Raw genomic sequence first — 16,007 nt, forward strand, 5'->3', positions numbered from 1 at the left:
TATTTATCGCAATGTCGGATAATGCATCAATCATTAAATAAACAAGACATTTATTATGACTAACACTACATCCATTTCATATGTGCTGTCAGCCTTGGTTGCCCTAGGTGCACTTTCGCCGGCTGTTCATGCAGGTGACCGCTTGCTTGCGACAGGAGGTGTGACGCAGGTGGAAGGTTCTGCCGGTGGCGGTTTAATGCCGTGGGCAGTGATTAGCGGTTACGGTACTGACAAGCAAGTCGGTGGCTCGGCATTTTATACTCATGCCGAAACCAAAGCCGATTACAAATTAAATTCAGCCGGTATTTCACTGGGCTTTGTTAACCGTGTGGAAGTCAGTGCAGCACAAACAAGATTTGGCCTAGGCGATACCGTGCCAGGCAAAGAAATTCGCTTGAATACGCTAGGTGTTAAATTGCGCCTCATCGGTGATGCCATTTATGACCAGGATAGCTGGATGCCGCAGATTTCAGTGGGCGCTCAATATAAATATAATGAAAATTATGACTTAGTCCCTAAATCGTTAGGTGCCAAAGATCGTAGCGGTGTCGATTACTACGTGGCTGCCAGCAAACTATTTCTCGGCGCAGCCAATGGCTATAACCTGCTTGTGAATGCCAACTTGCATGCAACAAAAGCAAACCAGTTTGGTTTGCTGGGGTTTGGTGGCGACAGACGCGACAGTTATCGTATTTACCCTGCAGTGTCTGCGGCGGTGATGTTGTCGGATAGTTTTTTGGTAGGTACGGAATTACGCTTCAAACCTGATAATCTTTCGGCTGCTGAAGAGAAAAAAGCGCAAGATATTTTCCTGACCTGGTTTCCACATAGAAACGTGTCTGTAACTGGCGCTTATATAGACTTAGGCACGATTGCCACCAAAGAGAACCAGACCGGCTGGTATTTATCTGGCCAGTTTAACTATTAATAAGGTGTAGTGAATTTAAAGGCTGAGCCCGCAGGAAGTTTGTAGCGTCTTATCCAAGCGCTTAAACTCCTCACCATTGCCTGTGGCAAACGCGTAAGGGTTGGTCAACAAATAGCGATTGTACTTCACCTGTCTTGCCGAATATTTTTCCGCCAGGCCTCGACTGTAACAGTCGCAAGCGGCTTCAGTACTGCTGGCGTGGAATTGTTGCTGGCAGCTTGCTTGAGCAGATTGCAATTCCGCTGGTGACCATTCTGCATGCGTTTCCTGCACATTGGTCCTTGCTTGTGTAAGCATGGCATACATCAATTCAACACTGGCCCGTAATTTACCTAATGGAGCAGTTTGCAAAACCTCTTTTCGCAAAGGCTGCAAGTTAGTTGGGTCTACAAAAAAATCTGCTTCGACATCCTCTCGCTCAGGTATCTGGTAACCCTGAGCAGCAAGCATAATCTGTTTAGCTGGTTCCGCCTGCAGCAAGGCTTGCGCTTCAGCAATATCTTTAGCGGGCAGTGTCAACTGCCAGTGTACCTGACAATCATCACCAGCTTTTGAATGCATATGACGATGAATCAATTGGTCAGATACAGCATCGCCAAAGGCCGGTGGGATACGCTGTAGCAGATATTGCATTTCCTTGTCTGCCAATGCTTGCAACGATTGTTGATCCAAACAAGCCTGTAGCGGTAAGCAACTAACTAATAACACACCACCAACGTAGCGGATAAATCCAGAAGTGCTTGAAAATATGTTCATTGTAGTCAAGGGTAATGATTGTTGCGATTTTTGAGCGAGTCCCGGCTAAAAAGTTTAAGGTCTCAAACATAAATAAACGGTACTATACAAATGACAACGGGCGCTGATAGCGCCCGTTTTTCGTAGCAAAGAACAATTATTTGTTCATTACGTACATAGTTACTTCAAAGCCGAAACGCATTTCGGTAGCAGCTGGTTTTGTCCACATGATTAATTTCCTTTAATTAGTTTCGTTTTAGCGTTTGCTATTACGTGTGTCCATATTAAAACTGGCACCTAAGCTTGTCGTGCTTAAACTGCGCAACATGCCATCATGATTTTCATGAGACTACGCTAAGCACGCTTTCCGGCACGCAAGTTTTTGAGCTTGCTCAATAACTTGCGCATGCCTTTGCGGCCTATGGTGCGTTTCAAATGTACTTTAAAATCATAGAGATAGAATGGCAGCAAAGTGCCTATATTCAAGCTGTGTCCGGACATGCCCAGGTAGAGCGCCAAAAATTGTTTGCGGCCATCCCAGTGCAGTTTTTGTACCGCACGGGTGAGATCGGCAATTCGTTCACTATACGTCGTCGCAGTTGGGTGAGCATGCAAGCGGGCAGTATCAATCAATGAAAACGTCAGGCCATCATCTTGTTTGCTGACCAGGATGTTACCGCCGGAAAAATCCCTAAAATAAATACCTGAAGCGTGCATATGCAAGCAGAATCGCGCAAACGACTGGTACAAGCTAAGCGCCGGCACCTCATTAAACTGTTCTGCGCCTTGACTGAAAGCAATAAACGCCTGGGCGATAGTGAAATCGTGCGTCACGAACTCACAAATAAAGAAATTCTGCTTGAGTGAAGTGTCATCTGCACGCTCGAAATAAGCCAGTGGCATGGCTGTGCCTACACCGCGACGCAATAATTCCATGGCGCCATTCCAGCTACGTTTGGCTTTGCTTGGCTTGAGCCGATCAAGCAAGGTCTTGTGCCAGTGCATGCGGATTGGCTGTTTGACAGTGACTTTTCTTTCAGCCACTTTGCCTGATCTCTGACTGGTTAATTCCTTATGGCTCAACCTTGGGTCGGCAATCGGCCAGATCGCATTCCTGGCATGGCGTAACGCCTGCTCTTTGGCGGGCGCTTTCAGCGTGCCTGGATGCCAGGCATACCATAATTGCGCTGCCTGCTCTTTGCTCTCCGCCAGGATCATGCCGCGCCAGTCGCCTTCCTGCACCGGGAAATATTGCATGCCTTGAATGTGAGCGTGAATAATTGTTTGCGACAGCTTGGGATGAGTTGTATGCAACTCAACCGTTTCAGCTGCATCCCACATAAGGTATACAGGCATTTCGGTAATCAGCGCAGGTTGTGCAATGGCCTGGCCATTGCGATTGATACACTCAACCTGGCGCAAGCTGGATTCCGCATACACCTGATTTAAAACCGCACAGTGGCCATTGACCGTCCATGCGATATGAAACTGTTTTTGATGTTTGCGTAACTGATGAATTTCCAGGCCATTGCCGGTGGCTAGCGGCCCTACATATTCGGCACCATTCAGCCAGCGCGCCACGGTACGCAGTGCAGAAAAACTCGGATTGCGCTGGTATTCATGCAGGTTGCCATCGGCTGACTGATAATAGGCTACGCGCTCCAGTGCTGGATACCGCGCATCATCCAGGCCGTCGTTGATCACACCTTCACGGTGGCAAATCATCGCTCCCCAATTCGCCTGTTGCAAGGCGCCGGAAGCAGCCAGCAACGTGAAGTAGCGCGTGACGTAATCAGCCTGCTTTTGTCCGCCATCGGGCAAATGCCGCTGGATGCGGTAAATCGCCCAGAAAGCCACCGGCGAAATCAGTGTTTCTACCCCGTAATCCGCGCCGATTTTTTGTAGCAGGCGGGCTTTTTTAATCAGGTTAAACTTGAAATAACGCGTCCAGCGGAACTGGAAAATGCGGTGATCAGGCTGCTCGGGCTCAATCACACGTTCAACAAACAGGTTGTTGCTGTGGATATCCGGCAGCAAATGCTCCGCCTGCAGCTTTTTGAAAGCGCTAATGTTATACAACGGCTCAAAATCCTGGATATTCGGACCGACCACTTTCACACCATATTGGCGGGCCAGTCGATGCGCAATCTGCCAGGCATGCATAAAGCCAGGCCAGTGATAACCGGACCAGCGCTTGCGGTTAATGGTATTGCCGATTTCCAAACTGGCAATCTGGCTGGCATATTGCTGCAAGAATTGTTCGACAAACTGCTGCCATCTGGCCTGCACTTGTCCATCCAGCATATGTTTGGCAATGGCGAACGGCTGCACTAAATGCACATCCACAATCAGGCTGGCATCCAGCAGTCGCTGCAATAGCCGGATCTGGTGCACATACATATCATCATCGCCAATATCCAACCGTACGCGACCCAAGCCCAACGCTGCCAGTTGCGCCAGCACATAGTCATCGGTTTCAGGTTGCGTATTCGTCGCCACGCAGATACCGACAAAATGCGCAGGCACCGCATGATTCTTCTGCGGCAGGTGGCTGTTTTTGAGCCACAACCCGCCTTTAAAAATATAAGACAGCCCATCCAGCAGCACCTGGCTGGTTAGCATTGACGGCAAAGGGGAACGTTTCAAACCAACCTCTTACTCTGGCAAGCGATAACGCTGCTCTTTATACAACAAGGCCGGCAACAAGGCATTGGCCAGAGCCCGCTCGGATAAAGCCGGCGCATCGGCGGGTACAGCGGTGTTCTGCAGCTTTTTGCTGTTAGGCTCGTAATGCCCGTAAGCCGGCGCCTTGTCCTCACGTAACACCACCACTTCATTCTGCGCTATGCTGGCTCCCGTTTGCTGCATCCAGCCATAGTTATAGTTGTATTGCATCATGGCGCGGCCGCGGTAATCGGCATTGATATTGGATAAATCATGACCGGTCATCGGGTGCTGCGCGGCGATGCCCATTAATGACAACACAGTCACCGGCAAATCGATCTGGCTGGCGATGGCTTCCACCGTTTTGGGCTGTACCGCACCGCCTAAAATCAACGCCGGGATATGAAAATGCTCGATCGGCACCAGCGAATCACCGCGCACGCGGATATCGTGATCAGCCACAATCAGGAACACCGTATCATTCCAGTATGGGCTGGCCTTGGCTTTCTTGAAAAATTCGCCTATCGCATAATCTGCGTATTTCACCGCATTATTATCAGTCGCTTTCGGTTGCTCAAAAAGCTCGATACGGCCATCGGGGAATTCAAACGGCGCATGGTTGGATGAGCTGAATGCCAAGGTGAAAAATGGTTTTCCGCTGGCATGGTGCGCAAGCAATTGCTCATGGGTTTTATTGAGTAAATCTTCATCGGAAGCACCCCAGCTGGCCACAAATGCCGGATTCTTGAAATCCGGCTGGTCGGTAATCTGCTGGAAACCGTTGCCCATGAAGAAGCTGCGCATATTGTCAAAGTGCGACTCGCCGCCGTAAATAAACTCGGTGTGGTAGCCCTGTTTGCCTAATAAGGAAGCCAGTGTAAAGAAGTTGCCCTGGCTTAAGCCCAGTTTGACTGTACTGTCTGCCGGTGTAGGCTGAAAGCCGGTGACCACCGCTTCAATGCCACGTACAGAACGCGTACCCGTGGCATACAAATGCGTAAACCAGATACCTTCGGATTTAAGTTGTTCCAGGTTAGGCGTGACTTGTTTTCCGCCCAGCGATTCAACAAAACCTGCGCCCAGGCTTTCTTGCAACAGAATTACCAGGTTTAATGGCTTATCGCGTTTAACTGAGGGCACCAGCGTGGTTAAAGTGGGGATATCGCCTTCTTTTGCACCGGTGATCGCAAATATTTTTTCACGCGGCAATTTGCCATACATTTCGCTCGATTTAGCTTCATGCTGCAGGCTGTAAGCAGCGTAAAAAACCGAATAGGTAGAATTCAAAATCAGGCTGTTGACCATGCTGTCCTGCGTAATCGCAAACAGGGCGGGGTTAGCCGGTCTATGGGTCAAGGTCGAGCGTACTGCGAAAGCGGTCAGCACTAATATGAAAGGGAATATCAGCCATACCTGGACATTTGACCAGGTGGATTCAGCTTCACGCCAGGGTTTGAATAACTTGGCAACCAGCACTAACGCGATCAACGTCATCATCAGGCCAAAAAATAATTCAACCTTGAAGCCTTGCCACAACATGCCAAATACTTCATGCGGATACTTGAGGTATTCCACAAAAATCCGGTTTGGGCGGATATCGTATTCGAGAATAAATCCTGGCGTGGCGGCTTCCAGAAACACCAGCAATACCAGTGAAAGCAGCACCCACCAGAAGGTAAACGTACGCCAGACATGGAACAATTTGCGGGTGGCGAGGATGGGCGAAAGCAATACCGGAATAATGGCAAGCAAGCCAAGCTGAATCAAATCAACGCGCACACCTTGTAGCAATATCTGGCAAAGCTCGCCAGTCGCCAGCACACGCTCCCATTTCCAGCCTACCAGCCCTAAGCGGGTCAGGGAAAGAAAAACCAGGCCGGCCACAAACATTACAATTAGCGGCGCGTATGGCCCAAACCAATGACCAAACGCCCATAATTTTGATTGTGAACGGCGCTTACCGAAATAACTTGTTCGCATGTTGTGCTTAATCAGAATTGATTTAAGCGTGTAATTATAACGGGTTATTGCGCAATGTTATTGCAAAGTGCCAGATACCTTGCCAGCCTCCTGGCTGTCAAGCTAAACGCTATCTTGCAGTGACTTGTTTTTCCTCAGGTCAAGATAGACAGCCGATAGCAACACCACCGGAATCACAAAGCCTACCAACAGAGGGATTAAATCCACCAGCATATCCACAATACCGGTCTGGCTGGTAAATGCACTCCATAATTTAGCTAGTAGTGGAATCACGGTAAATAACAAAGTCGGCACCAAAAACCAGATAGTGCTGGTGGCACCACGCTTGGCTAGTCTTGCGGAGACATAAGAAACGACCGCAACGACCAATGCTGCACCCGCACCCCACACCGCACCGGCGACTACGGTAATCCAGGTACCAACCTGGTATAACAACAAGCAAATCAGGGCAGTTAAGACAAGTTTTCGATTAATTGACACTGACATAAGAGGCCTTTTTATTATGTAAAAAATTATAGGACGACATTTAACAGATAATTAACGAAGCAATAAGTTGCGTCCAAACAGTTTTTTTAGCTATTTATAGCCTGAAATATTCAGGATTTGGGGCGGGAAACGAATGTATGGTCTCTTAATTAATCTTGGACCACACTGCCAATGCCTGCAGATCTTCATAAATCGGAATTTCAGGGTTCACATCCAGTATTCCTCTGTCGATGAGTGACACAGCACGCTGGCAGTTTTCCCGTTTGCCGCTTTTACCTACCCAGGCAGCAATGGTCGCCTCGCCTTCTTTACGCACAATGGACGAGTATTCTTTAAGCACCGCGTCCCTTGCGACAACGCCGCCTGAAGCATCCGCAGCTTCCATTTTTTTCGCAACGTATTTTGTCGAGGCGTCGTAATATTTGGCATTGCGCTCCTGCCAGATATTCACGTACTCTCTTGGGGTTTCAAGCCGGCCCAACATAGACAGGCATTCAACCCCTATCCTGCCAACAACAAAATTGGCCGCACCCATAAATGCCGATGCCACATTTCGTGATTCTGTCTCTAGAGGATCTGTTTCCTGTGCATTGGCATCGCATATCAAAAGATTGGTTAACAGCGCAACCAAAATCAGAGAATTCTTTTTCATAAATAGCATCTGCTTTCATCAGTTTTTAACCTGCCAGCAAAACGTAAGTGATCTAGAATGTTGATCATACCTTAGCTTTTTGTCCGGTTTATGAACAGCTTGTGCAAGCTTCGTTTTAGCAATAAAAACAAAAACCACAGCAGCCCAATCACACTAAGCAAAAACAATATAGCCGGTAGCGGAATCAGGGCCGGGGCTTGCGGTTTCAGCGCCAGGCCATTTTTTAATTTATCCGGCAACGGATTAGGCGTGACCGGGATGATTTTCCACTGGCTTCTATCGGCAGGTGCCTGTTTCAAATATTGCTCGAAGCTATATACCGGCGCCAGGCCTGTAACCCGGCTGGAAGGAATCTGCGGGATGCGTACAAAATAAATCGCTTCGATCTGGCTTGCGATTGCTTGCATTTCAGGTGAAGCCAGGGTTTGTGTGCTGCCGGTATGGGAAATATTGAGCAGGTCGTTGCCTATGGCATCAAACGCCACCGCAGGGAACAAGCGGGTCATTTCCGTATTCAGGTAATCGTAGATGGCACGGCCTTTGGTCAGGCTGCGTTCAGTCGCAGCCATGTACCAATAAGCAGCACTGGCTTTAAGTAAGCTTTCGCCACCGATTTCCGGTACTTTCCAGCCCAGGTTGTGCAACACATCAACACTGATACCTGCGCAGTTATTCAAGGCATGGTCATACACAAAATCATTGCGGTAAAAATGCTGGTAGGTGCGGTTGCTTGCCGCTTGAATAGTGGCCGGCACAGTTGGCTGCGAGAACACGGCCACCAGCATGTATGACGGGCGGTAAAACGCCTGCCCGCTGTTGAGGTCCGCCATGTATTTATCAAACGGGGTCACCCCGGCAATAATGCCTTTTTCACTATTGGTGGCCAGGTTGTAATAGTTGTTCACCAGCCAGTGATGGTAACTGCCATCGGCAGAAATGATGCCGGTTGTAAGCGCGAAGTGACCGCCGTGCGCTTCATCGTCGTCGCCTTGCGCACCATTTAATAACACGCCTAATACCGCTTTACCTGTGAATGACTGCGCAACGCCTGGCGCTTTTTGCCACAATAACCGGCTTTCATGCGGGCTATGCGCGCCACCCTGCTCATATTGCACCAGCTGTTTGAGGGATTCACCTCGTTGCAAGGGCTGAGCCTGGGCTTGCAGGTTAAGACGAAAATCTTCCGGCCAGAGAGTGCGCGCCACGATAGCCTGCCCAACTTGCTCGCCACGAATGCTCAGGGCTCGTTGCGCGTAAAAGGCCTGTGTGTCCTGATTCCAGTAAGACAGATTGGTCGGGATTTTTGGCACGATTCCAAACGGCATTTCTTTGCCATCACCTAACTGCAAACGCTTTCCATCGCCTGATAAACGCGTATGTGTCCAATGGTGGGTCGAGCCGGTCCACACGACATCTGGCAATGCATGCAAATCCAGAGAAGCTACATCATCAGCACCGCGTTTATCCAGTGAAAAGCTGGTCAATGATTGACCGGCTGCCGGCACTGCCACAATTACATTTTTGAAATACCATTGTGCCTGCGGCAAACTCTGGCAATGCGCGCACGGCATACTCAGGGTTATAAACTGCTCGCTGTCATACTGCCCTAAGGGATGTTTCAAAGCCTCACCTGCCTGCGCCGCCACTAACACCTGGGAGCAACCCAGTACCCACCAACCCCATTTCCCCATGCGAGTTGCCCTTACTCTGACGCAAACCAGCGTTTAATATACGCCACGCTACTGAACCAGTATTCCGGCTGGCGCAGGCATAAATAACCCGCTACCAGCAGATTCAAACCGGCAGTCACTGAAAACAATTGTGGAATACTTAAGCCCTGGCCAAATAACAATAGCGAAAAACCAGCTGAAAGCACCATAAACAAGGCATTCATAATATTGTTGGCGGCAATCACCCGCGATTGATAGCGCGCCTCAACCCGTGATTGCAGCAGGACGTAAAGAGGCACAATATAAAGACCACCACTCACGCCGAGCAAAGCCACATCTAGCAGCATGCGCCAGTAGTCCAGCTGGCTGATGGCTTGCAGCGACCAGCCTGGATTAGCCAAAAACTGTTGCTGGATGCTGCCTGCAGTAGAGGCGAAATCCCAGGCGAACAGCGACATGCCAGCGGCACCTAACATCACCAGTCCAAGCTCCTGCTTGCCTTTGGAGAGTTTTTCGCACCAGATCGACCCTATGCCCACGCCTACCGAAAAGATGGATAACAAGGCAATAAAATCGCGTTCGCTGCCATGCAAACCATCTTTTGCCAGGTTGGGAAACTGGGCCAGTAAAGTTGCGCCAAAAAACCAGAACCAGGAGATGGCGACGATACCCACCCACAAGATTTGTTGCGCCCAGAAGAGTCGCACGTTATTGATTGTTTCGCTGATGGGATTCCAGTTGATTTTCATCTCGGGCACTGGCGCTGGTGACAGCGGAATACTGCGGCTGATGTGGTAGCCGGAGATAGCGATCAGCAAAATACTCATGCTGGTGAAGAACTCATGTTGCGACAGGCTGCCTAGCCAGGCACCTAATACTTGCCCTAACAGAATCGCGACGAAGCTGCCCATTTCCACCAGGCCATTACCTGCGGTCAATTCATGCGCTTTCAGGTGTTGAGGCAAGTATGAATATTTCACCGGGCCAAACATGGTGGAATGCACACCCATCAGAAACAAGGCCAGCGCCAGCATGGCCAGGCTATGGATCATAAAGCCGATGCTGGCGAACAGCATGATGGCAATCTCAAGCAGTTTGACCAGGCGGATAATCTGCGACTTCTCATATTTATCCGCCAGTTGACCGGCAGAGGCCGAAAACAGGAAAAACGGCAGGATAAACAGGCCGGGCAGCAAAGTAACCAGGGTACTGCCATCCAGCGTGGTCAGGCTGGCGGTGTTGAATGCTACCTGCGTAATCAATGCGGTTTTGAATACATTATCGTTAAATGCGCCTAATCCCTGGGTCCAGAAAAATGGGCGGAAACGGTTTTGCGTAAGTAAGCTGAATTGGTTATTCATGATGGATTCTTCAAAGTCGCTCAAATAATGACCTGGTTTCGAAAACGTGAGGTGAAAACGCTTGCCCCTCAATAGTAAGCAAACGCTTGAGGGCAAAGTCGTACAGAAGAGGATTTGTTTGTTTCAAACCCAATAAAAAGGGTTTGTGTTCATCGGCCAGCCAGCCGTCCGCAATCAAGGTATTGATATTGGTCAGTGGCATAATGCCGGGCAACGGGTAATCCGAGCCATTCACCAGTCTAGGGTGCCAATCCTGGCGGGCAATCAGCGTGGGCAACACCCAGGCATGATTAATCAGGGTAGTCGCAGAAATATCGCCAAACACGAGTGATTGATAATCTGGCGTATCCATCATGCGGGTGAATAAATCGAAGCTTTTCACGACGCGGTCGCCATGATCAAGGTCTTCATCGCTCCCATCGCTGGCGCAATGCGCAAGTACCACTTTTACACCCTGGTCCAGCGCCTGCCGCATGCGTAGCGGGTTACCATAGGTTTGGTCACCACCGGCAACCGCGCTTTCCTTGCCGGTATGACTGATGATAGGCAAGTTCAGGCTAGCCAGCTTTTTATAAAAAGCCGCACACTTTTTTGAGGCAGGGTCTATGCCCATGCCTGAAGGCAGCCATTTGATGGCACGGGCGCCATTCTCATAGACTTTATCCAGTTCATCCAGCGCATCGGGGCGGTAGGGATGAATACTCGCTACCCACTCAAACCGGTCCGGCAACTGGCTGGCAATGTTTGCTGCATAGGTATTGGAAACATGGAAAATGGAAGAAGCTTCCAGAATCTGCCCCGCGTGGTCGCGGTACCAGTCAAAGGCATACAGCATGAGTTTGACGCCCACGGGCATCGCAGTCACCAATTGCGTCATTTTCTCGACTGTGGATTCATCGATACGCGCCGGGTCAGCACAGGTGCCATTCATATAAAACGCTTTTTGCAGCTTTAACGATGGATGCATCCAGCTATCCATATCCGGATTAAACCAGGTTTCATTGCTGGCATCGCCCACGCCTACCAGGTGCACATGCATGTCCCACACCTGGTCTGGCCTGATGCCCTGCCAGATTTTTTGATAGGTCGGGTGTTGCAGCATACTGTCTGGCATGCCTGCCAGACAAGGGTTACTTAATCCGGCATCAGGCCAATAGCGCCAGGCGGCGTGACCGATGCCAGCGAAGGCCAGGCCTCCCGCTGCCAGCAAGAACTGTCGCCGGTTCATTGCTGCTCTTCAGCCATTTGTTTCAAGGTCACATAATCCGTCTTGCCGGTGCCCAGCAGCGGAATCGCATCTACCTTGATAATTTTCCTGGCAATGGCGATTTCCGGTGCACCCAGATTTTTGGCGACCACTTGTAAGTCTTCCCGTTTGAGTGCCGCATCGGTGGTGAACAGCACGATATTCTCACCCCGGTTGGCGTTGGATTGCGTTGTCGCCGCATGTTGCTGCTCCGGCGCTGCCGTATTGGCGATTTTCTCGACCATTTCCAGGGAGACCATCTCACCCGCTATTTTGGCAAAGCGTTTGACGCGACCTTTGATATGGATAAATCCTTCCTGGTCGACTTCTACCACGTCACCGGTGTCATACCAGCCATTGGCCGGTGGAATAAGTTTGCCAGGCTCGTCATACAGGTAGTAGCCCTGCATGATATTTTCGCCTTTGACATGCAACTGGCCGCCATTTTCAATGCCCGGCACAGGCTCAAGCCTGTATTCCATACCAGGGCAAAACTGGCCTACCGTACCGTATTTGTTCGCCATCGGCGTGTTGGCTGATACCACCGGCGCGCATTCGGTCGTGCCATACCCTTCTAAAACACGGATGCCAAATTTCTCGCTATACACCTTGCGCACTTCTTCATTCAGTTTTTCAGCACCCGCCACCACAATCCTTAATTTATAAAAATCATATGGGTGAGCGAAGCGTGCATAGTTGGCGAGGAAGGTATTGGTGGAGAAAAACACCGTGCAGTTTTTCTCATAAATCACTTCCGGAATCACCTTGTATTGCAGCGGTGACGGAAACAGCATGATGCGGATACCGTTGAGCAAGGGCAGCAAGGTGCCGGTAAAGCCAAACGCGTGAAACATCGGCAGTGACATCATGAATTTGTCGCTGGCGTTAAAATCCAGCATGGCCATGATCTGGTGAATATTGGCCAGGATACTTTTGTGGCTGTGCACCACACCCTTGGGTTTGCCTTCAGAACCCGAGGTAAACAGGATAACGGCCGTATCTCCCGTTTGTGCAGGCACCATCACAGCACGTGGAAAATGCAGCGCATAGCCCATTAACCAGGCTTTGTCCCATAAGCTAAACTGCGCGCGCAAATCTTCAAGGTAGACAATCTTGATGTCTTTTAACTGCGCGACCACCTCTTGCAGTTTGGCGGTTTCCAGAAACTTGCGCGAGGTCATCACGGTACGGACTTTGGCAGCAATACAGGCATTTTGCAGGCCGGCAGTACCAGCCGTGTAATTGAGCATGGCAGGGATACGCTTGAACGCAGTCATGCCCAAAATTAGCGCAGCGGTATTCGTCACATTCGGCATCAGCACGCCAACGGCTTCATTCGGCTGGCTTACTTTGCAGGCCAACCGGCCCAAGGCCAGGCTTTTCTTAAGGAGATCCTGGTAAGTTTCTTCCACCAGATTCAAGTCTTCGATCACCTTCATACCGCTGCCGGATTTGGCGATAGTTTCCAGTAAAGTCTCAAATAAAGTGGTGCTTTGCTTGGTCTGGTACAGCAGGTTCTGCATGATCTTGCGCATGACTACGCCGGCAATGCGGCGGCGTTGCTTGCTGGTAAGCGGTGCCTCACCCCCGGAATCAGTATTTATTTCAGTGGTTGGCAATACCGTCAGCGTTACTTTAGGAAATAATTTACGCGGATGTGCGGCAGACAACCGACCAAAATAAGATTGCGCAGCGCCTTCCACCCGCACCGGCAATACTTTGACGGCGGTTTTTGCGGCCACAAAACCGGGGCCATCATAGACTTTCATCAGGGCACCGGTTGAGGTAATACGCCCTTCCGGAAAGATCACGACGTTTTCACCTGCATTTAAACGCTGGATTACTTTTTTCATGGCTAACGGGCTGGTCGGGTTGACTGCCACATGGGGCGTCAGACTCAAGATCCCTCTGAAAAACGGATTCTTTAACACGTCACTGTGTACAACAAACGTCGCGCGCTTGGGTAAAAACAGGCCAATCAGCATGCCATCCAGTAAAGATTCATGATTGGCGATAATCAGTAAGCGGTCTTCCGCCGGAATATTTTCAAGGCCTAATACACGTACTCTAAATACCAAACGGCATAACACTCTCAAAATGCTGGCAAGCATCCAATTCCCCTTATATCTCTTCTTTTAGATAAGTCATCACGTTTTGCAGCGCCTGCTGCATCCAGTCTTTTTTGACCCAGAAATACACTTCGCGGCCAATTTTCTCGCTTTGCAAGGCGCCGCCGCGTTCAAGCACCTTCAGGTGATGTGTGACGGCGGTGCGACTGAGTTTTGAATTCTCGGCAATTTGTAAAATGGTCAGGCGCTCGTTCTTGTCAAACGATAGCAAAATTCGTTGCCGGTGTGCATCACCTAATGCAACAAACAGGTCCGAAATATCCGACCAGGCTTCCGGGATATGTGTGATTAACTTCATAACTAAATAATTAGTTATATAGTTATTTATGTCAAGCATTTTTTAATGCTTTCGAAATAAATTTACTATTGAGAATGAAAATGCTTGGTCAGTAATTGCAGCATGGCTTCATCGCCGGGTTGCCCGGCACTGATCACTTTTAGGCCATGTGACTGCGCTTGTTCAGCAATGCGGTCATGATTCACAAACAGCGGCACAGCCTTAAGCCAGTCTGATTCGCCAGCCACATCAAGCAAAAAACGTAACGCTTCCGAGCTGGTAATAATAATGGCCTGTAACTGGTTGCCGGCATAAGCCTGCGCCAATACATCCGCATTTTTCTGCGGGTTGACACGCCTGTAACATTCTCCGAACACCACATCGGCACCGCGTTGTTTCAAGGTATCGGCCAATACTTCACGCCCACCGACACCACGGACTATCAACACACGCTGACCCTGCATCTGTTGCAATTCCGGCAATGCCAGCAGCGATTCGCTATCGAAACGGTCAGACGGCTTTAATACTTCAGCCACCCCAAAAGACCCTAAAGCGCTAGCTGTGGTTGGCCCAATCGCAGCGAACTTCAATCTGGCAGGCAGTGAAGCTTGTTGCAACAACGGCATGCCATATTGCACAGCATTGCTACTGATAAAAATGGCCCAGTCAAACTGGTCCAGCGGTGTGATGGCAGCATGGAATGCTGAGAGATCAGGCAGGCTGGCGATATCCAGCAACGGGAATGAGATCACCGAACCACCTGCCTGTGCAATCGCCGCATTCAGTTTGGTCGCCTGTTCCGGCGGGCGGGTGACTGCAATATGCACACCTGCCAGCGGCTGCGTCATTTTACGCCGTCCAGCGCTGCCAGGATCTTATCCGCCCCACGGGCGACCAGCTGTTGCGCCAATTGCTGGCCTAGCTTCTCTGCCAACACGGCATCACCAGTAACGGATTCTTTGAGCATCTGCTGACCATCAACGCTGGCGACAAACCCTTGCATAGAAATCGTATCGCCCTGTTTAGTCGCATAAGCCCCCAGCGGTACTGTACAGCTGCCGGCCAACGCACGACTAAATCCACGCTCGGCCTCTACGCATAGTTGGGTATCAACATGGTTGAGCGGCGCCAGAATCTCGATCAAATCGGTGCGGCTGGCGTTGATTTCAATGCCTAAAGCGCCCTGGCCTACCGCCGGGATACTGTGTGCCGGATCAATAAAGCCTTTAATACGCTCACCCAGGCCCAGGCGGATCAAACCGGCAGCTGCCAGAATAATGGCGGCATACTGGTTTTCATCCAGCTTACGCAAACGCGTTTGTACATTGCCGCGCAAGGATTCTATTTTCAGGCGAGGGAAACGCGCCTGAATCTGGCTTTGTCGGCGCAAGCTGGAAGTGCCGACGATGCTGCCATCCGGCAACTCTTCCAGGCTGGCATAGGTATTGGAGACAAATGCATCTCGCGGATCTTCACGCTCACCGGTAGCTGCTAATGCAAAACCTTCCGGTAAATGCATGGGTACGTCTTTCATGCTGTGCACGGCGAGATCAGCACTACCATCCGCCAGTGCATTTTCCAGCTCTTTTACAAACAAGCCTTTGCCGCCTATGCGAGATAAAGGTGAATCCAGAATCTGGTCGCCGGTCGTGGTCATGCCTAAAATGCTGACGTCACACTGCGGGTAAAGCGCTTGTAAGCGGGCCTGGATATGTCTGGCTTGCCACATCGCCAATGCACTTTCACGCGAGGCAATCACCAGGGATTTTGGAGGGTTAACGGTAGTCATTCCGCCATTTTAACATAGGGGATTGGCCGTCTGCGCAGCTTCAATACCAGCTGCTTTTTCAAGAACCTTTTACGCCACAGCCCGGTCGGA

The 16,007-nt window shown here is 50.1% G+C and carries 14 protein-coding genes; 1 reads left to right on the forward strand and 13 read right to left on the reverse strand.

The window, feature by feature from the left end:
• The first annotated feature begins 55 nt into the window (after nt 1–55).
• Entirely contained in the window at nt 56–928 is an 873-nt protein-coding gene (locus ASG34_RS11230; protein WP_082504880.1) for a DUF3034 family protein, read from the forward strand.
• A 15-nt stretch (nt 929–943) separates the two neighbouring features.
• Here the strand turns inward: ASG34_RS11230 and ASG34_RS11235 are convergent, their stop codons facing one another.
• The 13 genes from ASG34_RS11235 to hemC all read right to left on the reverse strand — a co-directional run bounded on the left by ASG34_RS11235 (nt 944) and on the right by hemC (nt 15,917).
• Nucleotides 944–1,684 carry a hypothetical protein gene (locus ASG34_RS11235; protein WP_156376484.1) on the reverse strand — a complete coding sequence of 247 codons (741 nt, stop codon included), beginning with the start codon at nt 1,682–1,684 and terminating at the stop codon, nt 944–946.
• A gap of 136 nt (nt 1,685–1,820) precedes the next feature.
• The gene (gene pqqA / locus ASG34_RS14230) at nt 1,821–1,892 is read right to left on the reverse strand and encodes a pyrroloquinoline quinone precursor peptide PqqA (RefSeq protein WP_081624291.1); all 72 of its coding nucleotides are present in this window, start codon (nt 1,890–1,892) and stop codon (nt 1,821–1,823) included.
• Nucleotides 1,893–2,017: 125 nt separating this feature from the next.
• Nucleotides 2,018–4,309, reverse strand: a complete 2,292-nt coding sequence (locus tag ASG34_RS11240) for a lipopolysaccharide kinase InaA family protein (protein ID WP_327037587.1) — start codon at nt 4,307–4,309, stop codon at nt 2,018–2,020.
• A gap of 9 nt (nt 4,310–4,318) precedes the next feature.
• Nucleotides 4,319–6,307, reverse strand: coding sequence for an LTA synthase family protein (locus ASG34_RS11245; protein ID WP_055830538.1), 1,989 nt, complete (start codon nt 6,305–6,307; stop codon nt 4,319–4,321).
• Nucleotides 6,308–6,409: 102 nt separating this feature from the next.
• On the reverse strand, nt 6,410–6,793 hold the full coding sequence (locus ASG34_RS11250; RefSeq protein WP_055830540.1) for a hypothetical protein: 384 nt from the start codon (nt 6,791–6,793) through the stop codon (nt 6,410–6,412).
• Between the two features lie 145 nt (nt 6,794–6,938).
• Entirely contained in the window at nt 6,939–7,445 is a 507-nt protein-coding gene (locus tag ASG34_RS11255) for a hypothetical protein (protein WP_055830542.1), read from the reverse strand.
• A gap of 71 nt (nt 7,446–7,516) precedes the next feature.
• Nucleotides 7,517–9,136 (reverse strand): hypothetical protein, encoded by a 1,620-nt coding sequence (locus ASG34_RS11260; RefSeq protein WP_055830543.1) that lies wholly within the window; start codon nt 9,134–9,136, stop codon nt 7,517–7,519.
• Nucleotides 9,137–9,147: 11 nt separating this feature from the next.
• Nucleotides 9,148–10,476 carry an MFS transporter gene (locus ASG34_RS11265; protein ID WP_055830546.1) on the reverse strand — a complete coding sequence of 443 codons (1,329 nt, stop codon included), beginning with the start codon at nt 10,474–10,476 and terminating at the stop codon, nt 9,148–9,150.
• Nucleotides 10,477–10,486: 10 nt separating this feature from the next.
• Nucleotides 10,487–11,704, reverse strand: a complete 1,218-nt coding sequence (locus tag ASG34_RS11270) for an amidohydrolase family protein (protein ID WP_055830548.1) — start codon at nt 11,702–11,704, stop codon at nt 10,487–10,489.
• Complete coding sequence (gene aas, locus ASG34_RS11275) at nt 11,701–13,833, reverse strand: bifunctional acyl-ACP--phospholipid O-acyltransferase/long-chain-fatty-acid--ACP ligase (RefSeq protein WP_055830550.1); 2,133 nt, start codon at nt 13,831–13,833, stop codon at nt 11,701–11,703. The genes ASG34_RS11270 and aas overlap by 4 nt, the downstream gene beginning before the upstream one ends.
• 10 nt (nt 13,834–13,843) lie before the next feature.
• Complete coding sequence (locus tag ASG34_RS11280; RefSeq protein WP_055830552.1) at nt 13,844–14,149, reverse strand: ArsR/SmtB family transcription factor; 306 nt, start codon at nt 14,147–14,149, stop codon at nt 13,844–13,846.
• Between the two features lie 65 nt (nt 14,150–14,214).
• Nucleotides 14,215–14,976, reverse strand: coding sequence for a uroporphyrinogen-III synthase (locus tag ASG34_RS11285; RefSeq protein ID WP_055830554.1), 762 nt, complete (start codon nt 14,974–14,976; stop codon nt 14,215–14,217).
• Nucleotides 14,973–15,917: a hydroxymethylbilane synthase gene (hemC, locus tag ASG34_RS11290; protein ID WP_055830556.1), complete on the reverse strand. Its 945-nt coding sequence runs from the start codon at nt 15,915–15,917 to the stop codon at nt 14,973–14,975. The genes ASG34_RS11285 and hemC overlap by 4 nt, the downstream gene beginning before the upstream one ends.
• Nucleotides 15,918–16,007 lie beyond the last annotated feature (90 nt).

It is taken from the genome of Methylophilus sp. Leaf416, from assembly GCF_001424665.1.
Taxonomy (GTDB): domain Bacteria; phylum Pseudomonadota; class Gammaproteobacteria; order Burkholderiales; family Methylophilaceae; genus Methylophilus.